Source organism: Streptomyces sp. H39-S7 (assembly GCF_027158205.1).
Lineage (GTDB): Bacteria > Actinomycetota > Actinomycetes > Streptomycetales > Streptomycetaceae > Actinacidiphila.
This window is the reverse complement of the sequence record NZ_JAPVLU010000030.1, coordinates 1-23,689: the sequence shown is the minus strand read 5'-3', so window position 1 is coordinate 23,689 and position 23,689 is coordinate 1. Positions and strand designations below refer to the sequence as shown.

The 23,689-nt window shown below is 72.6% G+C and carries 21 protein-coding genes; 9 read left to right on the top strand and 12 right to left on the bottom strand.

What is annotated here, in order from left to right:
- Positions 1–198: 198 nt before the first annotated feature.
- The 4 genes from O3X23_RS26670 to O3X23_RS26655 all read left to right on the top strand — a co-directional run bounded on the left by O3X23_RS26670 (position 199) and on the right by O3X23_RS26655 (position 4,874).
- Positions 199–798 carry a DUF6643 family protein gene (locus tag O3X23_RS26670; protein ID WP_269274103.1) on the top strand — a complete coding sequence of 200 codons (600 nt, stop codon included), beginning with the start codon at positions 199–201 and terminating at the stop codon, positions 796–798.
- A gap of 71 nt (positions 799–869) precedes the next feature.
- Positions 870–1,697: an MOSC domain-containing protein gene (locus O3X23_RS26665; protein ID WP_269274102.1), complete on the top strand. Its 828-nt coding sequence runs from the start codon at positions 870–872 to the stop codon at positions 1,695–1,697.
- 94 nt (positions 1,698–1,791) lie between these two features.
- On the top strand, positions 1,792–2,391 hold the full coding sequence (locus tag O3X23_RS26660) for an Rv1733c family protein (protein WP_269274101.1): 600 nt from the start codon (positions 1,792–1,794) through the stop codon (positions 2,389–2,391).
- A gap of 86 nt (positions 2,392–2,477) precedes the next feature.
- A complete protein-coding gene (locus O3X23_RS26655) occupies positions 2,478–4,874 on the top strand; it encodes a right-handed parallel beta-helix repeat-containing protein (protein WP_269274179.1) in 2,397 nt (798 codons plus the stop codon).
- Here the strand turns inward: O3X23_RS26655 and O3X23_RS26650 are convergent.
- A complete protein-coding gene (locus O3X23_RS26650; protein WP_269274100.1) occupies positions 4,844–7,219 on the bottom strand; it encodes a hypothetical protein in 2,376 nt (791 codons plus the stop codon). The two genes, O3X23_RS26655 and O3X23_RS26650, sit on opposite strands and share 31 nt — an antisense overlap.
- 207 nt (positions 7,220–7,426) lie before the next feature.
- On the opposite strand from O3X23_RS26650, the gene O3X23_RS26645 reads away from it, so the two are divergent.
- On the top strand, positions 7,427–8,269 hold the full coding sequence (locus O3X23_RS26645) for a DeoR/GlpR family DNA-binding transcription regulator (protein WP_269274099.1): 843 nt from the start codon (positions 7,427–7,429) through the stop codon (positions 8,267–8,269).
- Positions 8,270–8,352: 83 nt separating this feature from the next.
- On the top strand, positions 8,353–8,841 hold the full coding sequence (locus O3X23_RS26640; protein WP_269274098.1) for an SRPBCC family protein: 489 nt from the start codon (positions 8,353–8,355) through the stop codon (positions 8,839–8,841).
- Between the two features lie 225 nt (positions 8,842–9,066).
- Here O3X23_RS26640 and O3X23_RS26635 read toward each other — a convergent pair whose 3' ends face one another.
- A complete protein-coding gene (locus tag O3X23_RS26635) occupies positions 9,067–9,624 on the bottom strand; it encodes a DoxX family protein (RefSeq protein WP_269274097.1) in 558 nt (185 codons plus the stop codon).
- Between the two features lie 106 nt (positions 9,625–9,730).
- Between O3X23_RS26635 and O3X23_RS26630 the strand changes: the two genes are divergently transcribed.
- A complete protein-coding gene (locus tag O3X23_RS26630) occupies positions 9,731–10,198 on the top strand; it encodes a MarR family winged helix-turn-helix transcriptional regulator (RefSeq protein WP_269274096.1) in 468 nt (155 codons plus the stop codon).
- A gap of 221 nt (positions 10,199–10,419) precedes the next feature.
- Here O3X23_RS26630 and O3X23_RS26625 read toward each other — a convergent pair whose 3' ends face one another.
- Genes O3X23_RS26625 through O3X23_RS26600 form a run of 6 tightly spaced genes read right to left on the bottom strand, consistent with a single transcriptional unit; the run spans position 10,420 to position 17,987 of the window.
- Entirely contained in the window at positions 10,420–13,485 is a 3,066-nt protein-coding gene (locus O3X23_RS26625) for an alpha-mannosidase (RefSeq protein WP_269274095.1), read from the bottom strand.
- 10 nt (positions 13,486–13,495) lie between these two features.
- A complete protein-coding gene (locus O3X23_RS26620; RefSeq protein ID WP_269274094.1) occupies positions 13,496–13,618 on the bottom strand; it encodes a hypothetical protein in 123 nt (40 codons plus the stop codon).
- The gene (locus tag O3X23_RS26615; protein WP_443047984.1) at positions 13,615–14,874 is read right to left on the bottom strand and encodes a glycoside hydrolase 5 family protein; all 1,260 of its coding nucleotides are present in this window, start codon (positions 14,872–14,874) and stop codon (positions 13,615–13,617) included. Before O3X23_RS26615 ends, O3X23_RS26620 begins: the two co-directional genes overlap by 4 nt.
- A 52-nt stretch (positions 14,875–14,926) precedes the next feature.
- Entirely contained in the window at positions 14,927–15,760 is an 834-nt protein-coding gene (locus tag O3X23_RS26610) for a carbohydrate ABC transporter permease (protein ID WP_269274091.1), read from the bottom strand.
- 1 nt (position 15,761) lies between these two features.
- Complete coding sequence (locus O3X23_RS26605) at positions 15,762–16,637, bottom strand: carbohydrate ABC transporter permease (protein ID WP_269274090.1); 876 nt, start codon at positions 16,635–16,637, stop codon at positions 15,762–15,764.
- Between the two features lie 15 nt (positions 16,638–16,652).
- Positions 16,653–17,987 carry an ABC transporter substrate-binding protein gene (locus O3X23_RS26600; RefSeq protein ID WP_269274089.1) on the bottom strand — a complete coding sequence of 445 codons (1,335 nt, stop codon included), beginning with the start codon at positions 17,985–17,987 and terminating at the stop codon, positions 16,653–16,655.
- Between the two features lie 233 nt (positions 17,988–18,220).
- Here O3X23_RS26600 and O3X23_RS26595 point away from each other — a divergent pair, with 233 nt between their 5' ends.
- A complete protein-coding gene (locus O3X23_RS26595) occupies positions 18,221–19,276 on the top strand; it encodes a LacI family DNA-binding transcriptional regulator (RefSeq protein WP_269274088.1) in 1,056 nt (351 codons plus the stop codon).
- 96 nt (positions 19,277–19,372) lie between these two features.
- On the opposite strand, the gene O3X23_RS26590 is transcribed toward O3X23_RS26595, so the two are convergent.
- From O3X23_RS26590 to O3X23_RS26575, 4 genes are all read right to left on the bottom strand, one after another.
- Positions 19,373–20,803, bottom strand: coding sequence for a hypothetical protein (locus O3X23_RS26590; RefSeq protein ID WP_269274087.1), 1,431 nt, complete (start codon positions 20,801–20,803; stop codon positions 19,373–19,375).
- Positions 20,804–20,913: 110 nt separating this feature from the next.
- The gene (locus tag O3X23_RS26585) at positions 20,914–21,567 is read right to left on the bottom strand and encodes a cytochrome b/b6 domain-containing protein (RefSeq protein ID WP_269274086.1); all 654 of its coding nucleotides are present in this window, start codon (positions 21,565–21,567) and stop codon (positions 20,914–20,916) included.
- Complete coding sequence (locus O3X23_RS26580; protein ID WP_269274085.1) at positions 21,551–22,309, bottom strand: molybdopterin-dependent oxidoreductase; 759 nt, start codon at positions 22,307–22,309, stop codon at positions 21,551–21,553. The genes O3X23_RS26585 and O3X23_RS26580 overlap by 17 nt, the downstream gene beginning before the upstream one ends.
- A 52-nt stretch (positions 22,310–22,361) precedes the next feature.
- Entirely contained in the window at positions 22,362–23,162 is an 801-nt protein-coding gene (locus tag O3X23_RS26575) for an alpha/beta fold hydrolase (RefSeq protein WP_269274178.1), read from the bottom strand.
- A gap of 144 nt (positions 23,163–23,306) precedes the next feature.
- Here O3X23_RS26575 and O3X23_RS26570 point away from each other — a divergent pair.
- A partial coding sequence (locus O3X23_RS26570; protein ID WP_269274084.1) for a winged helix-turn-helix domain-containing protein occupies positions 23,307–23,689 on the top strand: 383 nt, incomplete at its 3' end.

The following is a 23,689-nucleotide window of genomic DNA, read 5'->3' as shown; positions in this document are numbered from 1 at the left end:
CATACGCTGCGCCCCGGCGGGGCGGGGAGCGACCGCCGGTAACGCCTTGCGGGCACGGGTTTTGCTCGATCTTGCGCTTAATGATGACCGATTTTCATCGATTCGCTCGCATTGAGGGCCGACCGTCACTCACAGCACACAAAACAACCTACTAATCGGTCTCCCCAACCAGCACATCGTGGGCTTAACTTAAGTGCCATGAGCTCCCCCCGCGGCACCTATGGTGGCGGCTACTACGCAGCGCCGTCCTTCCCGGACACGCCGATCTACGACAGCCTCGTCGCTGAGCGTGGCACCCCCCAGATCGCCCCGATCAGGGTGCCGTCCGAGTACGCGTACCCCTCGTACGAGACCGGCAGGAACCTCCCCGCCCTGCCGGCCGCCCTCCCCGCGCTGCCGTCCGGTTCGTCGCAGTACGCCTCGTACCCGGCGGCGCAGGGCATGTCCAACGGCTACCCGTCGAACGGCTACCAGCCCCAGCCCGCGCCGGTGCAGCACACTCCCGCGCCGTACATCCCGCAGCAGGCCGGCGGAGGGCGCGCGAGCGGCTCGTACAACGGCTTCAACGGGGCGAACGGCTTCACCGGGGCCAACGGCTACAACACCGGTTCCACCGGCAGCTATCCGGTGCAGCAGCCGCCGCAGCAGCAGGCCCCCGCGCAGGGCATGGGCTACGAGGCCGCGCGCCAGCCGCAGCGTCCGGTGCCGCCCCGCCAGGTGCCGAACGGCTATGCGGAGGACCCGTACCAGCAGCGCCGTCCGCTCGGCCAGGGGAACCAGGGCTACTACCAGGGCTGACTCCACTGCGGACCGAGTCCGCTGCGGAAACCGGCTGGGCGGGTCGCGGCCTGCCCTGGCAAAATGCCGCTATGCCGATGAACGCCCTGCTCAGCGCCCTGTACATCTACCCGGTCAAATCGCTTCGCGGCCTTGCCCCCGAAGCGGCGGACGTGGAGCCGTGGGGGCTCGCCGGAGACCGCAGGTGGATGCTGGTCGATGCCGACGGGCGCGTCATCACGCAGCGGCAGCACACGGGAACGGCGCTGGTGACCGCGGAGCCGTCGGGGGGCGGCGCGCTGCGGTTCACCGCGCCCGGCCGGGAGGCCCTGCGGGTGGCCCCTCCCGAGAACGGATCGACCGAGCCGGTGCTGATCTTCCGCGACAAGGTCGAGGCCGTGGTGGCGGACGACGCGGCCACCGAGTGGTTCAGCGACTACCTCGGCGTGCCGGCGCGCCTGGTGTACATGACCGACCCGGCGGTCTGCCGCCCCGTCGACCCGGAGCACTCCCGCCCTGGCGACACCGTGTCGTTCGCCGACGGCTACCCGCTGCTCCTCACCGCGACCGCGTCGCTCGACACCCTCAACGCCCATGTCGCGCGGGGCCCGCACGCCGCCGAGGGGCCGCTGCCGATGAACCGCTTCCGGCCCAACGTGGTCGTGGACGGCACCGTGGCACGGGCCGAGGACGACTGGCGGCGGATCAGGATCGGCGAGGTCACCTTCCGCGTCGCCAAGCGCTGCGCGCGCTGCGTCGTGCCGACCACGAACCAGGAGACGGCCGAACGCGGCCGGGAACCGATGCGCAGCCTGGCCAAGCACCACCGGATCGACGGAAAGACGATCTTCGGCCAGAATTTGATCCCCGAACACCCCGGAACCCTGCGGGTGGGCGACCCGTTGACCATCCTGGAGTGACGCGCCGGGCATCGCTCCCGCGACCACCGCGCGACCGGCCCCGCGCGGGTCCACGCCGTTCGATGGACGGAACGGTTGAAGGGAGTGCTGCTCCATGGGCTCCAGGGTGCGTGGGTGGCGATGGCGGCGCAATCCGCTGCGCCGCGCGTCGGATCTCGTCGAGGCGTGGATCAGCCTGGTCGCCGTGGTCCTCATGATCTGCGCCGTGCCCGTGGCCGGCTGGTTCACCGGCCAGGCGGCCAACCGCGCCCTGCAGCGCACCGCGCGCCATCAGCTGGCGGAGCGGGCCCTGGTGCCCGCCGTCCCGGTCACCACCGCGTCCCGGTCGTCGGCCGGGACGGCCGAGGCGGGCCGCGCGGGCGGGCGCCGGCGGCCCTCCGTACTGACCTGGCAGGCGCCCGACGGTTCGGCGCGCAGCGGCACCGTCCGCGTCGAGAACCAGGAGCGGGTGGACGGCCGCCTGTACATCTGGTCCGATCGCGGTGGCCGGCCGGTCGATCCGCCGCTGGACCGCGCCACCGCCAGGGCGCACGCGGGGCTGGCCGGAATCGGCGGGGCGGTTCTGACGGGCGCGTCGCTGCTGGCCGTACGGCAATTGCTGCTGTGGCGGCTGATGTGCCGGCGGCTGCTCGAATGGGAGCGCGAATGGAGCCGCGTCGGCCAGGACTGGGGACGGGCGGGTGCCGGCGGCTGACCGTGACTCGTCATGGGGAGCGCCCCGCGCACGCTACGGTGGATCCCCCGGTGGCAATACGCAAGAGGTGGGGGCAGGGCAGCCCGATGGCACATGGCGTGGTGCAGGTGACCAGCACGAGCAGCTCGCGGTGGCGCCGCCGTTCGGGAGAGTACGAGACCCTGGGCGCCGCCCTGGAAGCGGCCGGCGACGGCGACGTCCTGTCGATCGCGCCCGGCACCTACCGGGAGAACCTCGTCGTGACCCGGGCCGTCACCCTGCGCGCCGCGGACGGTCTGGGCTCGGTCCGGATCGCCCCGGCGGCCGGTGTCGCGCTGACGTTGCGCGCGGCGGCCTTCGTCCAGGACCTGACCGTCGAGGGGCAGGACACGTCGGCGGCCGCGCTGCTGATCGAGGGCTGCGCGCCGGAGCTGACCGGGCTGCGGGTCGCGACCAGGTCGGCCGTCGGGATAGAGGTGCGCGACGGCGCCCGCCCCACCGTCCGCCAGTGCACCGTGGACAATCCGGCGGGCCTGGGGATCAGCGTCCTGGAGTCGGCCGGCGGGCTGTTCGAGGACTGCGAGGTGGTCTGCGCTGGCCAGACGGGCGTCTCGGTGCGCGGCGGCGCCTCACCGCGCCTGGAGCGCTGCCGCATCCACCACAGCAACGGCGCGGGACTGTCGGTCACCGGTGAGGGGACCTCCGCCGAGGCCGTCGGCTGCGAGGTCTACGAGATCAAGGGCACCGGCGTGCAGGTCGCCTCGCGCGCCACCGCGCACTTCACCGACTGCCAGGTGCACCGCACCACGGGTGACGGGATCACCCTCGACACCGACGCGGTGCTCACCCTCTCCGACTGCGACATCCACGACATCCCCGAGAACGCGATCGACCTGCGGGCCCGTTCCGTCCTCACCCTCACCCGCTCCGCCGTCCGCCGCTTCGGCCGCAACGGCCTGTCGGTGTGGGACCCCGGTACCCGGGTGGACGCCAACCAGTGCGAGATCCACGACAGCACCGGCGACTACCCCGCGGTCTGGGTGAGCGACGGGGCCGCCGCCGTGCTGGACTCCTGCCGGGTGCACGACGTGCCCGACGCCCTGTTCGTCCTCGACCGGGGCTCCCGGGCGGACGTCGTGGACAGCGACTTCTCGCAGGTGCGCAACACCGCGGTCTCGGTGAGCGACGGCGCGACCGTCCAGCTCGACGACTGCCGGATCCGTGAGGCGGCCACCGGTGCCTGGTTCCGCGACCACGGCAGCGGCGGCACTCTCGCGCAGGTCACCATCGACGAAACGGCCACCGGCGTCATCGTCACCAAGGGCGCCGACCCGGTGCTGGACCGCTGCACGGTCACCAACCCCGCGGAGGCCGGGTTCTACGTGTCGGCCGAGGGCCGCGGGACCTTCACCGGCTGCCGGGTCACCGGCAGCCGCGGCTACGGCTTCCACGTCATCGACGGCTGCCGCAGCACCCTGACCCGCTGCCGCACTGAGCGCTGCGAGCGCGGCGGCTACGAGTTCGCCGAACCGGGCCCGGTCACCGAGGACTGCACCAGCGACCGGGCGGCCGAGCAGACCCCGCTCACCGACGCCGCCGCGCCGGTGACCGCGGTGGCCGTCCAGTCGTTCGGGCTGCTGGGCGGGGTGCCCCAGCAGGGTTCCGCCGGGCCCCCCGAGCCGGCGCCGGTGATCCGCGGCTCGGACGACGTGCTGGGCGAACTCGACGCGCTCGTCGGCCTGGACAGCGTCAAGCGCGAGGTGCGCACCCTCATCGACCTGATCGCCGTGGGCCGCCGCCGCCAGGAGGCCGGCCTCAAGGCGCCGTCGCTGCGCAGGCACCTGGTCTTCACCGGCTCCCCCGGTACCGGCAAGACCACGGTGGCCCGGCTGTACGGCGAGATCCTCGCCTCGCTGGGTGTCCTCCAGCGCGGCCATCTGGTCGAGGTGGCCCGGGTGGACCTGGTCGGCGAGCACATCGGCTCGACCGCCATCCGCACCCAGGAGGCGTTCGACCGGGCGCGCGGCGGCGTGCTGTTCATCGACGAGGCGTACGCGCTGTCGCCCGAGGACTCCGGGCGGGACTTCGGCCGCGAGGCCATCGACACCCTCGTGAAGCTCATGGAGGACCACCGCGACGCGGTGGTGGTCATCGTCGCCGGGTACACCGCCGAGATGGAGCGCTTCCTCGCCTCCAACCCCGGTGTGGCGTCCCGTTTCTCCCGCACCATCACCTTCGGCGACTACACCGCCGACGAGCTGCTGCGGATCGTGGAGGCGCAGGCGATCGAGCACGAGTACCAACTCGGCGAGGACGCGGGCGACGCGATCCTCAAGTACTTCAACGCCCTCCCCCGGGGCCCGGGCTTCGGCAACGGCCGCACCGCCCGGCAGACCTTCGAGGCGATGGTCGAACGGCACGCCGGGCGCCTCGCGCACGTCACCGAGCCGAGCCACGACGAACTGCAGCTGCTCTACCCGGAGGACCTGCCGGAACTGCCCTGAGCGGGCAGGCCCGCGGGTTCCGGGGCGGGCAGCCGGCGCAGCAGGGCGGCCCGTTCGGCGGCGAAGGCCGGGTCGGACGGGAAGCAGGAGTGGCCCTGTACCGGCTCGGGCAGCGGATGCCGCGGCGTACGCCCGTACGCGACGGGGTCCTTGAGCGGCCCGCGGTCCACCACCGTGCCCTCGCCGACCCGCACCGGGCCGCCGATCGGGTCGGTACGCCGCCACAGGTTGCGCCACGCGCTCAACTCCCGGTGCAGGGAGCACAGTTGTGACGGACCGAAGTGCGCGGGGAACCACCGGCCGTAGAGCCGCTCCAGCGGACAGCCGTAGGTGAGCAGCGCGACCCGGCGCCGGGTCGCCGGATCCAGCTGCCAGACGGCCGCCGCCGCCAGCACGCCGCCCTGCGAGTGGCCGGACAGGATGATCCGGCCGCCGGTGCGCGCGGTCCAGGTGGCCATCCGCCAGGTCAGGTCGGGCACGGCCCGCTCTGCGTAGCAGGGCGGCGCGAACGGGTGGGCGGCGCGCGGCCAGAACGTGCCCACGTCCCAGAGGATGCCGATCGTGCGGCGCGCGGAGGCGTCCCGGTAGGCGCGGCGCCCGAGCGCCAGCAGGGCGACGACGCCCGCGCCGACCAGCCACGAGCCCAGCGACTGCGCGGCCCGCGCGACGTCCGGCAGGGGTCCGGGAGTGCCGCGCGCCGCCTCCCCCGGCCCCGACCCGCCGATCCACGCCCCGACGACGGCGCCCGCGCCGAGCACGAACGAGACCCCGCAGACCAGCGCGACCAGCGACGCGACGGAGTCGGTCAGCCGGGCCCGGGCGATCGCCCCGGCGATCTGCCGGGTCCTGGCCGGCTGCCGGGCCTCCCCCGGGTACAGCGCGGCCATCTCCTCGGTGACGGCCAGCTGCTCCCGCCACAGCCGCCAGGCCGCGCCGGCCACCACGCCCACCAGCACGACCAGCAGCACCGGGATGATCGACGCCTGCCACGTCAGCAGCGCCGGCGGCCCCCGCAGCGGCCCGCCCTCCTGGCCGGGCGTCGCGCCCCGGTCCAGCCAGTCCGCTATCCGCTGGGACACACCGCCCGTCAGCACACCGCCCAGGGCGCAGGCGAGCAGCGCGACCGCGGGCCCGCCGAGGCCGTGCAGCACCGCCCGCCCGGCGTGGCCGCCGAAGTGCGGCGGCTCCGCGGACTGCGCGGGGATTCCGGGGGCGTCCGGCGGACGGTGCGCGTCGTGGTGCATCAGCGCGGCCGTCACGGCCAGGGCGGCGATCAGGGCTCCCTGGACGAGGGTGAGGGCGGTGAAGGCGGCGTCGGCCGGCAGCCGGCCCGTGGAGACCCAGTCGGCACGGTGCCAGCCGGCGTAGACCGCGACGGCGACCAGCACCGCCGGGCCGCCGCACAGCAGCAGCCGGGCGGTGCGGTGATCCGTTGCCTCGTCCGGTTCCGTCTCGCTGCGCCCGGCCCGGCAGGTCTCGGTGACCGCGGCGGCGGAGAGCGCGACGATCACCCCGCCCAGAGCCCAGCCGGTGGCGATGAGCGCACCGGCTCCGTGCTCGTGGTCGTGGCGCAGCGCGGGTACCAGCAGCGCCGTCGCGACGGTGAGCAGGCCGGCGGCGGTGTGCGCGGAGCGCAGCCGGGCGACCAGCCGGCGGCCGTACCAGAAGCCGGGCAGCGCCAGCGCGGGCCCGCCGGTGCGGGGCCGGTCGTCGGTGGCCGGGCGCTGGGACTCGTACGCGTACCAGGTCCGGTGCGAGAGCCACCACAGCAGCGTGGTGAGCGCGCCGGGCACCAGGGCCGCGAGGGCGAGTCGGCGGCCCGGCTCCGACCACCAGCCGCCCCGGTGCGCGGCGGCGAAGCCGAGCCAGTACTTGCCGCGCACGCAGGAGGCGCCGCCCGCGCACTGCCAGCCGACCAGGTCCATGGCGACCTCGCAGACGGCCGCGACCAGCAGCAGGGTCAAGGTGAGCGCGATGAGCCGCACCAGCACGTCATAGGTCCGGTTCAGGCCGCGCCGGCCGGTCGGCGGGCGCATCCAGTGCGCCAGGTTGACGATCATGAACGGTGTCAGCAGCAGCCACATGGCGCGGCTGCCGTTGCCCGAGGTCAGATTGCACCAGGTGTAGGCCTCGGGCACCGGCGCGTCCCGCTCGCCGTCCTCGTGGAGTTCGGCGTCGACGTCCGCCGTGCGGCGGTAGAGCCCCGCCGTGTCGTCGCCCGCCACCCGCACGGTGCGCGGATCGCCGAGCATTCCTTCGGGTGTGGCGCCGCCGACGCCGTGGACGAGCAGTTCGAGTGCCGGCGCCCACGCGTCCGCGGGCCCGGTTCCGCTGTACCGGTTCACATGGTTCCCGTCTGTCGCGCGGTCCCAGGATCGCCGCAACGGCGGCCGGACGCGGTCCCCCGTACGGAATGTGCCCCGAAATGGTGACAAGGACGCGCGGCGGAGCCCCGATCACCCCCCGCACGCCCTGATAGGCCCTCGCATGGAAGGATGACCGTGGTTCGATGGCGTTCGACGGGACGCATGAGACAAGAGACGGGGCCACGGGTGAGCGACAACCAGAATCTCCTCGCCGAGCAGCGACGTGCCCTGATCCTCGACGAGGTCAGGCGGCGCGGCGGGGTACGGGTCAACGAACTCACCCGCAAACTCAACGTCTCGGACATGACCGTCCGCCGGGACCTCGACGCGCTGGCCCGTCAGGGCGTCGTCGAGAAGGTGCACGGCGGCGCGGTGCCGGTGGTCGAGGCGAGCAGCCACGAACCGGGCTTCGAAGCGAAGTCGGGCCTCGAACTCGGCGCGAAGGAGGCCATCGCGCGGGCCGCCGCCGAGCTCGTGACGCCGGGCAGCGCGATCGCCCTGTCGGGCGGCACGACGACGTACTCCCTGGCCCACCGGCTGCTGGACGTACCCGACCTGACCGTGGTGACCAACTCCGTACGCGTCGCCGACGTCTTTCACACCGCGCAGCGCCGCCCGGGCGCGCAGAGCCGGGACGGCGCCGCCACGGTGGTGCTCACCGGCGGCGTACGCACCCCGTCGGACTCCCTGGTGGGGCCGGTCGCGGACCGGGCGATCGGCTCGCTCCACTTCGACATGCTGTTCCTGGGCGTGCACGGGATCTCGGTCGAGGCCGGCCTGTCCACCCCGAACCTCGCGGAGGCGGAGACCAACCGGCAGTTCGTGCGGTCCGCCCGCCGGGTCGTGGTGATCGCCGACCACACCAAGTGGGGCACGGTGGGCCTCAGTTCCTTCGCCTCACTGGAGGACGTGGACACCCTCGTCACGGACGCCGGCATCCCCGAGGTGCTGCGCGCGGAGATCTCCGAGTACCTGTCGGACCTGGTCGTCGCCGGCGAGGCGGACTCGCCTTCCGCTGCGGACAGCTGACGACTCGTCACGCAGGGTGCGGGAGCGGGACGGACTCCCCTCCCTCCGCAGACAGCTGACGACTCGTCACGTAAGGTGCGCCCATGGCCCGCCGATCGCGCTCCCCGCGTCCCCTGCGCCCCGTCGACCCGGACTTCCTCGACACCGCGCCCGTCCGCCTGGTCTTCACCCTCGGCATCATCGCGCCCCCCGAGGCGGTGTACCGCGCGCTGGCCGTCGACACGGAGGCCTGGCCGGCCTGGTTCCGCGCGGTGAAGCGCGCGCGCCGCACCTCGGTGGGCCGCGACGTCGCCCTGGCGGGCGGCGTCCGCTTCGAGGAGACGGTCCTGGTCGACGAGGCGCCCAAGCGCTACGTCTACCGCGCCGACACGTGCAACGCCCCCGGCCTGCGGGCCCTGGTGGAGGAGTGGCGGGTCGAACCGATAGGCCCGGGCAGCCTGGTCCAATGGACCTTCGCGATGGACGGGCCGGCGCCGCTTCGCACCGCGATGCGGGTGTTGGGGCCGGGGTTGGGGCGAGCGTTCCGCGCCGCCGTCTCGGCACTTGACTTGCGGCTGGCGGGGGCGGGGTAATCCACCGGTCCGGCGAGGGTGCGGGCGCCGGGCCCTCCGGGGTGGGGCTTCGAAAGACTATTTACGATCCCCCAACCTCCGGCCGGGGGTGCCCCCAGCCGCCCACAAATAGCTCGGCAGCATTTCGAAACCCCACCCCTCCGGACCCGTCCCCCTCACGTCCCAGCAGGCCGGAGGGGGTGCCGCCCACTGTCCACCGCGGCCCGTACCGTCCGGGTGAGGCGACTACTTCCTCAGCAGGAGGATGACGCCCGCTATGGCAACGCCCAGTGCCAGGGCTGCGGCGCCGTAGGCGAGGCGGTGGGAGCGGAGGACGGGGAGGTAGCGGTCGGCGGCGAGGCGGCCGGGGCCAGTGAGGGCGAGGGCGGCGGCCGCGGCGGTCAGCAGCAGTTCGTACTCGACGCCTTCGGGGGCGAAGAAGCCGCCGCCCCACTTCACGGCCAGCGCGTTGACCATGGTGCCGACCACCGCGGCGCCCGCCAGCGGGGTGAGCAGGCCCACGGCCAGGCCGAGCCCGCCCAGGGTCTCACTGAGACCCGCCACGACGGCCATCGCCTTGCCCGACGGATAGCCGCTCATGGTGAAGAACTGCCCGGTCCCTTCGAGGCCCCCTCCACTGAACCAGCCGAACAGCTTCTGGCTGCCGTGCGCGGCCATGGTGAGGCCTACCGCGAGCCGGAGAAGGAGGAGGCCCGCGTCGTAGGCGTGCGGGGAAGCCGACGCGTGCGCCGAAACGGGTGCCTGGACTACGGACGGCGAGAGCTCGGTGGTGGGGGACGGCATAGGGCGGATCTCCTGGAGTGGGGGACGTAACGTGGTTCAAATTCGAACCACCGAGCTCGACCGTATCGGCTAATTCGAATTTGAACAACAGCGCTACGATGACCCCATGGACAACACAAGGTGGCTCGACGAGCAGGAGATGGCGGCCTGGACGGGCTTCCTCGCGGCAAGCAGCCTGCTGGGCCGCCGGGTGGAGCAGCAGCTGAAGGACGACGCCGGCCTCTCGCACCCGCAGTACGAGATCCTCACCCGGCTCTCCGCGGCCCCCTGCGGCGAGCTCCGGATGACCGAGCTGGCCGACGCCCTCCTCACCTCCAAGAGCGGGCTGACCTACCAGGTCACCCAATTGGAGAAGAGCGCCCTCGTCCGCCGCCGCTCCTTTCCGGGCGACGTGCGCGGAGTCGTCGCCTGCCTCACCGACGAAGGCTGGGCCAAGGTCCGCGAGACCGCCCCGGGCCACGTCGCCCTGGTCCGCGAGCTCCTGATCGACGTCCTCACCCGCGACCAGCTCGCCGCCATCGCGGAGGGCCTGGGCGAGGTGAGCCGCCGCCTGCGCACATCGAACGCCCGCTGAGCCGCACGGGCGGGCGGCGCACGCGAGCACATCCGCGCCGGCAGACAGGTCGTGACGTGAGGGGGACGGGTCCGCAGGTGGGGGGTTTCGAAATGCTGCCGTGTATTTGTGGGCGGCTGGGGGCACCCCCGGCCGGAGGGGTTGGGGGACCGTAAATATACGATTTCGAAACCCCCCACCGGAGGGCCCGGCCCCCGCACCCCCACCGGCCGGATCAGATGTCAGCCGTCCCCGCGAGCCAACCGCAAGGTACGAATCTCGAACGGCCGCAACAAAAGCTCGACGCCCGAGGATCCACCCGACGCCGCCCCACCCACCGGCCGCTCCAGCAGGTCGCACACCGTCGCCGACGCCACCGCGAACCCGGCCGTCAACCGCGCCCTCACACGCCCCCCGCCGGACTCGTACAGCCGCACCACCACGTCCCCGCTCCCGTCATCGGCAAGCTTCACCGCCGTCACCACCACCGCGTCGTGGTCCACGGACACCAGCGGCGACACCGCCGTGTCACCCGGCACCCGACGCTCCGGCAGGTTGATGCGGTAGCCCTCCCGCACCGCGTCGCCGATCGTGGCGCCCGGGACCAGCGCATAGCGGAACCGGTGCGTGCCCTGGTCGGTGTGCGGGTCCGGGAAGCGCGGGGCGCGCAGCAGGGAGAGCCGGACGGTGGTGGTGGTACCGCCGGTGAGCGAGGTGGCGGCCTCGGGCCGTACGGCGCGCGTCACGTCGTAGCCGTACGTCGAGTCGTTGACGACGGCGACACCCCAGCCCGGCTCCTCGAGATGCACAAAGCGGTGGGCGCACGCCTCGAACTTCGCCGCGTCCCAACTGGTGTTGGTGTGCGTGGCGCGGTAGAGGTGGCCGAACTGGGTCTCGGCCGCCGTGCGGTCGGCGTGCAGGTCGAGCGGGAAGGCGGCCTTGAGGAACTTCTCGGTCTCGTGCCAGTCCACTTCGGTCGCGATGTCGAGCCGGCGCTCCCCGGCGGTCAGCGTCAGCACCTGCTCCACCCGCGAGGAGCCGAAGCTCCGGGTCACCCGGACCGCCGCCACGCCGCCGCCGACGGCGTCCAGTTCCAGGGTGTCGACGTCGGTGAGGTCGGTGACGGTGTTGCGGTAGAACGTGTCGACGTCCCACGCGTCCCAGCGGTTGGGGAAGTCGGGGTGCAGTTGCAGGAGGTTCGCGGCGGTGCCCGGGGCGACGGTCTCGCGGCCGGCTTCGAGGTCGTAGACGGAGACGACGAGCCCGCGTGCGTCGATCGCCACCCGCAGCAGCCCGTTGGCGAGGACGAATCCCCCGCCCTCGCGCGGCGCGGCGCTCACCGCCGCGTCGCTCGGCGCCGCGACGCTCGGCGCCGCGACGACGGCGCCGCCCGCGGGGACGCCCGAGCGGGCGTGCGGCGCCGCGTTGAACAGCACCGACGTACCACCGGCGCCGCTGCCCGCGAGGGCGGCCTGCGCGGCGGTGATGATCTGTTCCAGTTCCGCGCCGACGGCCGCGTACTTCGCTTCCGCCTCGCGGTGCACCCAGGCGATGGACGAGCCGGGGAGGATGTCGTGGAACTGCAGCAACAGGACCGTCTTCCAGATCCGGTCAAGGTCCTCGTACGGGTACGGGAAGCCGGTTCGTACGGCCGCGGTCGCGGCCCACAGCTCGGCCTCGCGCAGCAGGTGTTCGCTGCGGCGGTTGCCCTGCTTGGTGCGGGCCTGGCTGGTGAGGGTGGCGCGGTGCAGTTCGAGGTAGAGCTCGCCCACCCACACCGGGGCGTCCGGGTATTCGGCGTGGGCCTTCTCGAAGAACGCCGACGGCTTTTCGAAGACGACCTTCGCCGAGCCCTCCAGGTCGGCCAGCCGCTTGCCGTGCGCGAGCATCTCGCGGGTGGTGCCGCCGCCGCCGTCGCCCCAGCCGGTCGGGGCCAGCGAGCGGGTCGCGGAGCCCTTCTCCTGGAAGTTGCGGACGGCGTGGGCGACCTCCTTGCCCGACAGCTGGGCGTTGTAGGTGTCGATCGGGGGGAAGTGGGTGAAGACCCGGGTGCCGTCCAGCCCCTCCCACCAGAAGGTGTGGTGCGGGAACTTGTTGGTCTCGCTCCAGGAGATCTTCTGGGTGAGGAACCACTTCGCGCCGGCCTGCTTGACGATCTGCGGGAGCGCGGCGGAGTAGCCGAACGTGTCGGGCAGCCACACCTCCTCGGTGTCGATGCCGAACTCCTCGAGGAAGAACCGCTTGCCGTGCACGAACTGCCGCGCCAGTGCCTCGGATCCCGGCATGTTGGTGTCGGACTCGACCCACATGCCGCCCACCGGCACGAACCGCCCGTCCGCGACGGCCTTCTTGACCCGCGCGTACACCTCGGGCCGGTGCTCCTTGATCCAGGCGTACTGCTGCGCCTGCGACATGGCGTAGACGAACTCCGGGTTCTCCTCCAGCAGCGCGGTCATGTTGGAGGTGGTGCGCGCGACCTTGCGGACGGTCTCGCGCAGCGGCCACAGCCAGGCGGAGTCGATGTGCGCGTGGCCCACCGCGCTGATGCGGTGCGCGGAGCGGTGCGCGGGTGCGGCCAGGACCTCGGCCAGCCGCTCGCGGGCGGCGGCGGCCGAGCCGCCGACGTCCTGCAGGTCCACGGCGTCCAGCGACCGTTCCACGGCGCGCAGGATCTCCCAGCGGCGCGGTGAGTCGGTGGACAGCTCGGCCATCAGCCCGCCGAGCACTTCCAGGTCCTGGACCAGCTCCCACACCGTCTCGTCGAAGACGGCGAGGTCCATCCGGGCGAGCTTGTACTGCGGCTCGTGGCCGGCGGTCTCCTTGTCACCGAGGTCGGTGGGCAGGAAGGGGTGGTAGTCGAGCAGGACCGGGTTCGACGAGGCCTCGATGTGCAGTTCCACCCGCTCGCCGCCGGCGACGGGCGCGCCGATCCTGATCCACTGGTTGCGCGGGTTGAGTCCCTTCACCGGTGAGCCGTCCGACCGGTAGACCAGGCCCTCGCACTGGAAGCCGGGCATGTTCTCGTCGAAGCCGAGGTCCAGCAGTGCTTCGACGGTCCGGCCGGCCCATTCGTCCGGGACGACGCCGGTCACGGTGATCCAGCTGGTGCCCCACGGCGGGCCCCAGGGCTCACCCGTCTCGATGGGCGCGCGGGGTGCCGCCAGGCCCTCGGCCACCGGGACGGGCTCGCCGGGGGCGTTCCAGATCCCGATGTCCAGCGGCACCGACTGCGGGTACACGGCGGGGCGGATGCGTTCGGCGAGGACCCGCTTGAGCCGGTCCTCGGTGACGGTTCGGTTGCTGTGCATGAGGGTCTCCTCAGATCCGGGGGGAGGCGGCGGACGGCGGGGCGGAGGCGGTGGGCGGGCGGGTCGCTGCCTCATCCATCTGTACGCCGCGCAGCGGGCGGGCGGTAGCGGCGCGGCCGCGGTGCCGCGTCATCGGTGCGTTCCGCCGATGAGGTCGACCTGTTCGACGGTGAGGACCTCGGTGATGCCGCGGGCCGCCAGATGGGCGGCGTCGTCCGCGCGTTCGGCGAGGACGGCGGCGGGCCGGACGCCGGCGGCGGCCAGTCGCGCCCACGCCTCGAAGAAGGCCCCACCGGGTGCGCACACGGACCGGGCGGGCGCGCTGACGCGGTCGCCCGCGTCCACCACCAGTGCGGTGGTGCGCGGCGCGGGGCGGTGCTCGCGCCCGCGCCACTGCTCGACGGCGCGGGCGACGGCCGCGCCGGCGGGCTTGACCGTACGGTCGGTGGTGAGCAGCCCCAGGCCGTACTCCAGCTCGGGGAAGTCCGCGAGGGCGCGGTCCACGTCGTGGGAGCACCACCAGGTGACGCCCCACACGTCCGGGCAGTCCAGGGCGGCGGCGATGGTGGCCTCGGTGAACTCCGCGGCGTGTTCGGCGGGGATGTGCGGGGCGGGTGCGCCCACTTCCTGCAGCCACACCGGCCGGTGCGGGTCGGTGGCCCAGGCCTTCGACAGCTCGATCAGATAGGCGGCGTGCTGCTCGGTGGCGGTACCGGTACGGCCGTGGCGCTGCGCGGTGCCGTTGAACACCCAGGAGTGGACGGCGGTCGCGGCGCCCAGCAGGGCGGAGTGACCGGGGGTGAAGGGGTGGTCGTCCTGGTACCAGGCGGCGTCGTAGGACGCGTGCAGGTGGAACTTGCCCGGCGCGCCCTCTTCGCACGCTCCCAGCACCCGTCGCAGCCAGGACTCGGCCTGGCCGGGGGTGATCCGGTCGGGGTCGGGGTGCGGTCCCGAGGAGAACTGGTTGATCTCGTTGCCGATGGTCATGCCGAGGAAGCCGGGCCGGTCGGCGAGCGCGGCCGCGAGGGTGCGCAGGTAGTCGACCTCGCCGTCGATGACGTCGGGGTCGGTGAAGAGGTTGCGGCGGTGCCAGGTGGTGGTCCAGGAGGGGAGGAAGTCGAAGCTGGACAGGTGGCCCTGCAGCCCGTCCACCGCGGTGTCGAGTCCGCGCTCGGCCGCCGCGTCGACCAGTTGGACGAGCTGCTCGACGGCGCGCGGCCTGACCAGGGTGCGGTTCGGCTGGAAGACCGGCCAGAGCGGGAAGACCCGGATGTGGTCGAGGCCGAGGGCGGCGATGGAGTCCAGGTCGGCGCGGACTTCGTCGAGGTCGAAGTCGAGCCAGTGGTGGAACCAGCCGCGCGTGGGCGTGTAGTTGACGCCGAAGCGCATGGTGTTCATCCGGTGCGGTGTCCTCAGTGCGGGGAGGGGGAACGGGGATGGGTCAGCCCTTGACGGCGCCTTCGCCCACGCCGCGGAAGAAGTACCGCTGCAGGCAGGCGAACATGACGATGAGCGGGGCTACGGCGATGATGGTCCCGGCGGCGACGAGCCTGGGGTTGTTGGCGAACGTGCCGTGCAGGAAGTTCAGTCCCACGGTCAGCGTGTACTTGTCCGGGTCGGACAGCACGATCAGGGGCCACAGGAAGTCGTCCCAGGCGCCCATGAACGAGAAGATCGCCACGACCGCCAGAGTGCCCTTGACGGAGGGCAGCGCGATCCGTACGAAGCGCTGCCAGACGTTGGCGCCGTCGATGACGGCGGCCTCCTCGATCTCGTACGGGAGATGGCTGAACGCGTTCCGCATCAGCAGCACGTTCATCGCGCCGATACAGCCGGGCAGCACGACGGCGATGAGGGTGTTGTTCAGCTGCAGGTCGCGCATGGTGGTGAACTGCGCGATGAAGATGGACTCGAACGGCACCAGCAGCGCCATGACGAAGGCGGTGGTCGCGAGCTTGCGGCCGCGGAAGCGCAGCCGGGCGAGCGCGTAGCCGGCCAGGGCGGAGCCCACGCAGTTGGTGATGACGCTCGCCGCGGCGACCTTGAGGGAGTTCAGGGCGTACTCCCAGACCGGGATGATGTCCGCGACGCCCGCGTAGTTGTCCAGCGTCGGATGCTCGGGGAGCAGCTTCGGCGGGTAGCTGTACATGTCCTCGGTCGGGCCCTTGAGCGAGGTGCTCAGCTGCCACAGGAACGGGCCGATCGTGACGGCCAGGACGGCGAGCAGCAGGACGTAGCGCAGGACGAGCTGCCAGCGGGGCATACGGCCGCCCATGTCACTCACCGTCCTTGCGGTCGGCGCGCAGCACCAGCAGCATCAGGACCAGGGTGACCACGAAGATCACCACGGAGAGCGCGGAGGCGTAGCCGGTGCGCCCGGACAGTCCGGTGCCGACGCGTTGGACGAGCATGACGATGGTGGTGTCCTCGCCGGCCGGGCCGCCGGTGGGGCCGGCCATCAGATAGACCTCGGTGAAGACCTTGAAGGCCGCGACCGACGACAGCGCGCCGACCAGCACCATGGTGGAGCGCACCGCGGGGACGGTGATGCTGACGAAGCGCCGGAACGCTCCGGCACCGTCCACGGCGGCCGCCTCGTGCAGTTCGCGCGGCACGTTGGCCAGCGCCGCCAGATAAATGATCATGTAGTAGCCGAGGCCCTTCCACACCGTCAGCGCCATCGCGCTGAACAGCAGCAGCCACTGGTCGCTGAGGAACTCCACCGGGCCGGTCCCGAAGTACCCGAGGATTCCGTTGACCAGCCCGCGGTCGTCCAGCATCCACACCCAGATCAGCGCGACCACGACGACCGACGCGACGACCGGGGTGTAGAAGGAGGAGCGGAAGAACGCGATGCCGGGGACCTGCTTCTGTACGAGCAGGGCCAGCAGGAGCGGCAGCAGCACGGTGCACGGCACCACGAGCAGCACGTACAGCGTGCTGTTGCGCAGCCCGGTCCAGAACTGCTCGTCATCCAGCATGTCCTGGAAGTTCCGCAGCCCCACCCAGTGGCCGGGCGTCAGGGTGCGGGCGTCGGTGAAGGCCGTGCCGACCGTGCTGATGAACGGGTAGAGGCTGAACGCGGCGATGATCACCAGGCCGGGCAGCAGGAACAGCCAGGGGCTGGCGGCCCGGTGGGTCCTTGCACTCATGTCGGGTCCGCCCGCTCAGCTCTGCTTGAGCAGCTTGTCGCTCTGGCCGACGGCGTCGTCCAGAGCCTGCTGCGGCGACTTCTTGCCCTGCAGCGCCTTCGCCACCTCGTTCTTGAGGATGGTCTTCATCTCGTCGGTCATCACGACCGGCGTGTAGTTCACCGCGCCCTTGAGGAGCCGCGCCGAGGCGACCCTGATGCGGCCCTCGTCGGTGCCGTCGTCCTGGGTCCAGTAGGGCTGGTCCAGCGATCCCGCGGTGCTCGGGAAGATCGCGACCTTGTGCGCGAAGGACTCCTGGTTCTGCTTGTCGGTGAGGAAGTGCGCGAGGGCGACGGCCGCGGCCTTGTGCTTGCTGTGGCTGTTCACCGCCATGCCCATCACGTACATGTTGGGGTGGCCGGTGTTGTTGGGCGCGTCGGTGATGCCGAGGTTCTTGTACAGGTCGGGCGCGTTCTGCTTGAAGGTGCCCAGGTCGTGCGCGCTGCCCGGGTTCATCGCGACCTTCTGCTGCAGGAACTTCTGGCCGACGGCGTCGGGGCCGCTGGTCAGCGCCTGGGAGTCCAGACCGCCGTTCTTGAACAGCTCCAGGTACTTGGTGAGCAGCTCGGTGCCCTTGGCGTCGTTGTACGTGAACTTGGTCGCGTCCGCGTTCATCAGCGGGACGCCGTAGCGGCCGAAATCCTCGATGGAGGGGGTGCCCGCGAGGGTGGCGGTCTTCCCGCCGGACTTCACCGCGATGGTGTTGGCGGCCGTGAAGAGCTCGTCGTAGGTCTTCGGCGGCTTGGCCGGGTCGAGGCCGGCCTGCTGGAAGAGCGTCTTGTTGTAGAACAGCGGTCCGGTGTTGAGGTACCAGGGGAAGGCGTACGAGCCCTCCAGGCCGGGGAGTTCGTTGCCCTTCCACGCCTCGGGCGTGTAGTCGGCCTTGAACTTGGCGGCCGCGGGCTCCTTGTCCAGGCTCATGATCATGCCCGCCTTGGCCAGCGGGTACGACAGGTCGGGCGAGACGTTGACGACGTCGGGGAGAGTGCCGCCGGCCGCGTCGGCGCTGAGCTTGTCCGCGTAGTTCTCGGCAGGCTGGTCGAGCCACTTCACGTGGACGCCGGGGTTCTGCTTCTCGAACTCCGCGGCCAGGCCCTCGAAGTAGTCCTTGTAGTTCGCCCGCAGGTTCCAGGTCTGGAAGCTGATGTCGCCCTCGATCTTGCCGTCGGCACTGCCGCCGGCGTCGTCGCCGGAACCGCAGGCGGTCAGCGTCAGCGCGGACAGCAGCAGGGGCAGGACGAGTGCGGTGGTTCGGGTGGCGCCGCGGCGGGTGCCGCGCTCTCCACGGGTTCTTCCACTGGATACGGACATGGCTGACAAGCTCCTTCGCTCGGGCCAGGAGGGGCGGGGTGGGGCGGCGGGGTAAGGCTGCACCCGCGTCGGGAGCATCGTCAACGGTTAAATCGTCATGAATTCATGCCGTCCGGCATATGTGCAGGTGGGAGCACTTTTAACAACAAAACTAATGCGCTTTAGTGAGCATGAGCTCAAGCGCATTAGTACGGGAGCGCACTGCGGGTCCCGGAGTAGGACATAATCCAGCCATGGATCCCGTGCGCCGCACTCCGGCCCGCCGACCGACGATGAAGGACATCGCGCAGCGCGCCGGCGTCTCCGAGAGCGCCGTGTCCTTCGCGCTCAACGACCGGCCCGGCGTCTCCCCCGCGACCCGCGACCGGGTCCGCCGGGTCGCGGAACAGCTGGGCTGGCGCCCCAGCACCGCGGCCCGGGCGCTGTCCGGCGAGGGCGCCGCCACCGTCGGCCTGGTACTGGCCCGGCCGGCGCACACGCTCGGGGTCGAGTCGTTCTTCCTGCAACTCGTCTCGGGCATCCAGGTGGTGCTGGCGCGGCGCCACCTCGGACTGCTCTTCCAGGTCGTGGAGGACCTGGGCGAGGAGTGCGCGATCTACCGCCGCTGGTGGGCAGAACGCCGGGTCGACGGCCTGCTCGTCGTCGACCCCCGGCTCGACGACCCCCGCCCGGCGCTGCTCGACGAACTCGGCCTGCCTGCCGTCGTCATCGGCGCGCTCGCCCCGGGCACGCCCGGGCACTCCGGTATCTCCACCGTGTGGGCCGACGACGCGGGCGCCATGGCCTCGATCGTCGACCACCTCCACGGGCTGGGGCACCGCAGGATCCTGCACATCGCGGGCCTGCCGCACCTCGCCCACACCCAGCGCCGGATCCGCTCGCTGCGTGCGGAGGCCGCCCGTCGCGGACTGCCCGACGTCCACTCCATCAGCACCGACTACTCGGACACCGAGGGTGCCGAGGCCACCCGCCGGGCGCTGGCCCAGCCCCGGCCGCCCACCGCGATCGTCTACGACAACGACGTCCTGGCCATGGCCGGTCTCGCCGTCGCCAACGAGCGCGGTCTCGCGGTCCCCGGCGACCTGTCCGTCGTGGCCTGGGACGACTCCGTGCTCTGCCGCAGCGCGCACCCCGCGCTGACCGCGCTCGTCCGCGACACCGGCAGCTTCGGCCGCCACGCCGCCGAGCAGCTGCTCAGCCTCCTCGACGGGAACCCCGCCCGCGAGATCCAGGACGACCTGCCACGCCTCGTGGCCCGCGCGAGCACGGGACCGCCTCCCACGGGGTAGCACGGGGCCGCCCGACCGCAGCGCTGACAGCGTGCGCACACCACCCGCCGGCAGCTCGGGAGGGCGCGTCGGCCACGGGCCCCAGCGGCCGGCGGGTCAGCGGTATTCGGCCAGGCGGGGGCGGATGCCCAGGAGGACGAGGACCGCCGCGGCGGCCAGCGCTCCGGCGGGCACGGCCGGCCAGCCGGCGAGGGCCGAGCGGGCGCGGGCGGTGTGCAGGTCGAAGTCGGAGCGCTGGTGGTCCGCGAGGGCGTCCAGCGTGGTGGCGAAGTCCCAGAAGTCGAAGGCGACCTGGCCGCGGCCGACTTCGGTGAGCACCGTGACCGCCTCTTCGAGCCGGCCCGCGGCACGCAGCTCGCGCAGCTTCCGGTCATCGGCGCGGAAGTGGCCGTAGCGGGTGGACACGTCCTGGTAGGCGGGGCGTTCCGCGGTCGCCACGGACGGCTCGGGGGCGAGGAGGACGTCGAGCCTGCGGGTGAGCGTGGTGAAGCGCTCGCTCTGGAAGCCCGCCGAGTCGGCGTCGTGGACCAGCCAGCGGCTCTGCGTGGCCGCGGCATCGGCGGCCACCGCGCGGGCCTCGGCCAGCCGGGACCAGGGGCGCAGCCCCTCCCGGCCCGCCGCGTCGACCTCGGACGCCGCCGAGGCGAAGGAGAGCGCGCCGGTCACGGTCACCACCAGAGCGGCGGCCGTGGCGGCGACCAGCGCCGGGTTGAGGCGGCGGTGATAGCGGCGGGAGAGGTCCCGCTGCCACCACAGCAGGAAGCCGAGGGCGAGGACACCGGACACCCCGACGAGCGCCGCCGACCAGGACGCGCTCTCCCACGCGGCCGACTCCCGGTGCGCGGCCTGCTGGGCGTAGGTCTCCGACAGCGCCGCCGCGACGGGCAGCAGCTCGTTGCGCAGCACGTCGGCGGCCTCGGAGGACAGGGCGACCGCGGCATGCGGCGGGATGCCCGCCGGGCGGTCGGGGTGGGTCTCGTCCACGTAGGACGAGCGGGCGCCGGCGTCGTCGAAGCGGCCGAGCGCGTCGAGCAGGGACCGGACCCGGTCGCCCTGGGCGGGATCGGCGCCGAGCTGCCGCAGCAGACCGCTGACCTCGGCGCGGCGCTGCTGCGCGGTGATCAGGGCGAGCAGCCGGTTGCCGACCTCCACGTCCGGGTGGAGCGCCGAGTGGCCGGGGACCAGGGAGTTGGCCCGCTGGGCGTCCAGATCGGCGAGCGCGAACCGCAGTTCGGCGGCGACGGCGGCCCGCTGGGAGACGGCCGTGTCCAGGGCGGAGACCTCGCCCCGGACGTCGACCGCGCCGAGTACGGCGGTCGCGCACAGGGCGGCGAGTGCGGCCAGGGCGAGCGCGGCCGACACGACGAGCCGTGCGGGTCCGTGGAGCGGCAGCCGCACCCGCAGCGCCGGAGAGCGTCGGCGCCGCGGCGGCGGAGTGGGCGGCACGGCAGGTATGCCGACCGGCGCCACCCGCGGCACCTCGGTCGCGGACTCCCGCCGCATCGGGGGCGCCTGAGAGGTCGTCATGTCACGACGCTAGGCGCGCGCCGGAAAGGGACGGTGTCCTGTCGGCGGACTCCGGGTGGCCGTCCCGTAACAGAATCGAACGGAGGCCGGCCGTCCGCCGCGCGGCCCGCTCAGCCCTTGCCGTCCGGCTTCCACAGCGAGTGTTCGCGACGCGCCCACCACGCCGCCACGCTCCCGGTCCGCATGCCCAGCCGCGCCTCGGGGTCCTTGGCGGCCAACCAGACGTGCCCGGTGATCCCGGCGGCGAGCAGCAGGGCCAGCCAGTCGTGGACGAAGGTGGCGCCGGTCCGCCAGACCACCGGAGCGAGGTGGGTGAACCACATCAGCAGCCCGGTGCCGATCATCACCAGCACCGCTCCCGCGGTGAAGGACGCGTAGAGCTTCTGCCCGGCGTTGAACTTGCCCGCGGGCACTCCGTCCTTGCTGCGTTTGCGCAGCACGGTGCGCAGCCAGTGCCAGTCGTGCCGGCGGAAGCGGTTGAGCCTGCCGAGGTCGGCACGGAGCGCACGGAAGAACACGCCGGCCAGCAGGGGCACCGGAAGCACCAGTCCGGACCACTCGTGGACGGTCACCACCAGCCGCCGCCTGCCGACGAGTTCGGAGAGCGGGGGCAGGTAGAGGCATGCGGCGGTGAACACGCAGACGGCCATCAGCCAGGCGGTGGCGCGGTGCACCCAGCGCTCCGCGCGGCTGAAGCGGCGGACCCGCCGTTCCGGGGGCCGCACGGCGGTCGGGGCGGTCACGCCGTCAGGAAGTGGGGTCATCGGACCGTCCGTTCGACGTGCCGACCCAGGCGTCGACGTCGTAGCCGAGCTTCTCCCAGTAGCCGGGTTCGACGCTCTTGGTCAGGGTGATCCCCGAGAGCCACTTCGCCGACTTGTAGAAGTACATGGGCGCCGCGTAGAGCCGGACCGGGCCGCCGTGGGCGTGGGTGACCGGCTTGTCCTGCATGGACAGCGCCACCATGACGTCGTCGCGGCGGGCCTGCTGCAGGGTGAGGCTCTCGGTGTAGGCGCCGTCGAAGCAGTCGAACCGGATGGCGGTCGCCTCCGGACGCACCCCCGAGGCGGCCAGCAGCGCGGAGAGCCGCACACCGGCGAAGGCGGTCTTCGGCACCCGCCAGCCGGTCACGCACTGCACGTCGTGCACCAGCCGCTGCTGCGGCATGGCCTGCAGGTCGGCGAGCCGGTACGTCGCGGGGCGGTCGACGAGGCCGCCGACGGTGAGCCGGTAGTTCTCGGCGTTGCGCTTGGGCACCGACGAGGTGACCGAGTAGTAGCGGAATCCTCCGCCGCCGGGCAGCAGTCCGGTCACCCCGGTGGGGTCCTTGGCGCTCACCTCGGCGAGCACCGCGTCGAGGCGGTCCTGCACGTGGCTGCCCAGCGCGACCCCCGCGGCGCCCAGCCCCAGCATGCCCAGCACCACGCGCCGCCCGACCGGCGCACCACGCCGTTCGTCCTGCTCCCCCGGGTCGTCGGGGGCATCGTCCACGCGGGGTTCGTCCATAGGTCGATTCGAGCACGTACGGCGGCCGACGGCCAGGGGCGGCGCCCTGACGTCAGGCTTTCGTCATAACTCGGGTCAGGAAGCGGTCGAGCGCCGCGTTGAACGCCGCAGGGCGTTCGAGGTTCGGCAGATGCGCGGCGCCTTCGACGACGACCAGCTCCGATCCGGCGATCCGCCGGTGCATGTCCTCGGCGTCGGCGACCGGGGTGTACTCGTCGTCCCGGCCGACCACGACGAGGGCGGGCACCGCGATCCGGTCCAGCAGTTCCCGGTAGTCGGGCCGTTCGGCGCGCCCGCGCAGCGCGGCGGCCGCGCCCTCCGGCGGTGCGCCGTACATCATGCGGCGCACGTGGTCCGCGACGGCGGGCAGCGCCTCGATGTTGTACGGCGCGACCATCTTGGACAGCACCTCGTCGGTGTACCCCTTCAGCCCCTCGCGCACCAGCCGTTCCGCCATGTCGCGCCGGGTCCGCTTGCCGTCCTCGGTCTCGGCCGCCGGGAAGGTGTCGGCGAGCAGCAGGCCGCGGACCCGGTCGGGGAAGAGCCGGCAGAACTCCATGACGATCTGGCCGCCCATCGACAGACCGCCGATGACGACCCGGTCCAGACCGAGGTGGTCGAGGAGCGCCGCGAGGTCGCGGGCGAAGGTCTCCACCGAGGTCGTGCCGGGGACGACGGTGGACGCGCCGTAACCGCGCAGGTCGGGGGCGATCACCCGCACGCCGCGGGCTGCGAATGCACCGAGCTGGGGTGCCCACATCGAGCGGTCGAAGGGGTGGCCGTGGACGAGGACGAGCGGTTCGCCCGTGCCCGCGTCCTCGTACCCGACGGTGATGCCGCTGAGTTCCGCCATTGCCGCCGTCATCGCGCTGACCACCTGTTCTTTCCCGTCCATCCGGCCGGTCCCACCGGCTCAGGACCCGATGCTAGGGGTGGGAATCAGTGAGTGCAATGTCTATATTGTTCTCGGTGCAATCATGCGTGAGGTGGAGGGCTGATGGAGGACTACCGGGCGGTCGCCGACACGGTCGCGGCGGACATCGTGGCCGGCCGGCTGCGGCCGGGCGACCGGCTCGCCACGCAGCGCGCGTTCGCCCGCCGGCACGGCATCGCCGCCTCGACGGCGAACCGGGTCTACCGCGAGCTGGCCCGGCGCGGCCTGGTCGTCGGCGAGGTGGGGCGCGGCACGTTCGTCCGGGCCGCCCCCCGGACGCCGGGGCCCGCGCTCGCCGAGCCGGCCGCCGCGCCGGTCGATCTGGAGCTGAACTACCCGGTGGTGGCGGAACAGACCGCCCTGCTGGGCGAGGGGCTGGGCCGGCTGCTGCGGACCGATGTGCTGGCGGACGCCCTGCGGCCGGTCGGCCCGGCCGGCACTCCCCC

Excerpts from the sequence above, each read along its gene's own strand:
- O3X23_RS26590 (WP_269274087.1), bottom strand. The coding sequence starts at position 20,803 with ATGACGACCTCTCAGGCGCCCCCGATGCGGCGGGAGTCCGCGACCGAG.
- O3X23_RS26620 (WP_269274094.1), bottom strand. The coding sequence starts at position 13,618 with ATGACGCGGCACCGCGGCCGCGCCGCTACCGCCCGCCCGCTGCGCGGC.
- O3X23_RS26575 (WP_269274178.1), bottom strand. The coding sequence starts at position 23,162 with ATGGCGGAACTCAGCGGCATCACCGTCGGGTACGAGGACGCGGGCACG.
- O3X23_RS26585 (WP_269274086.1), bottom strand. The coding sequence starts at position 21,567 with ATGACCCCACTTCCTGACGGCGTGACCGCCCCGACCGCCGTGCGGCCC.
- O3X23_RS26665 (WP_269274102.1), top strand. The coding sequence starts at position 870 with ATGCCGATGAACGCCCTGCTCAGCGCCCTGTACATCTACCCGGTCAAA.
- O3X23_RS26630 (WP_269274096.1), top strand. The coding sequence starts at position 9,731 with ATGGACAACACAAGGTGGCTCGACGAGCAGGAGATGGCGGCCTGGACG.
- O3X23_RS26595 (WP_269274088.1), top strand. The coding sequence starts at position 18,221 with ATGGATCCCGTGCGCCGCACTCCGGCCCGCCGACCGACGATGAAGGAC.
- O3X23_RS26615 (WP_443047984.1), bottom strand. The coding sequence starts at position 14,874 with ATGCGCTTCGGCGTCAACTACACGCCCACGCGCGGCTGGTTCCACCAC.
- O3X23_RS26600 (WP_269274089.1), bottom strand. The coding sequence starts at position 17,987 with ATGTCCGTATCCAGTGGAAGAACCCGTGGAGAGCGCGGCACCCGCCGC.
- O3X23_RS26655 (WP_269274179.1), top strand. The coding sequence starts at position 2,478 with ATGGCACATGGCGTGGTGCAGGTGACCAGCACGAGCAGCTCGCGGTGG.
- O3X23_RS26580 (WP_269274085.1), bottom strand. The coding sequence starts at position 22,309 with ATGGACGAACCCCGCGTGGACGATGCCCCCGACGACCCGGGGGAGCAG.
- O3X23_RS26635 (WP_269274097.1), bottom strand. The coding sequence starts at position 9,624 with ATGCCGTCCCCCACCACCGAGCTCTCGCCGTCCGTAGTCCAGGCACCC.
- O3X23_RS26605 (WP_269274090.1), bottom strand. The coding sequence starts at position 16,637 with ATGAGTGCAAGGACCCACCGGGCCGCCAGCCCCTGGCTGTTCCTGCTG.
- O3X23_RS26625 (WP_269274095.1), bottom strand. The coding sequence starts at position 13,485 with ATGCACAGCAACCGAACCGTCACCGAGGACCGGCTCAAGCGGGTCCTC.
- O3X23_RS26660 (WP_269274101.1), top strand. The coding sequence starts at position 1,792 with ATGGGCTCCAGGGTGCGTGGGTGGCGATGGCGGCGCAATCCGCTGCGC.
- O3X23_RS26670 (WP_269274103.1), top strand. The coding sequence starts at position 199 with ATGAGCTCCCCCCGCGGCACCTATGGTGGCGGCTACTACGCAGCGCCG.
- O3X23_RS26640 (WP_269274098.1), top strand. The coding sequence starts at position 8,353 with ATGGCCCGCCGATCGCGCTCCCCGCGTCCCCTGCGCCCCGTCGACCCG.
- O3X23_RS26610 (WP_269274091.1), bottom strand. The coding sequence starts at position 15,760 with ATGGGCGGCCGTATGCCCCGCTGGCAGCTCGTCCTGCGCTACGTCCTG.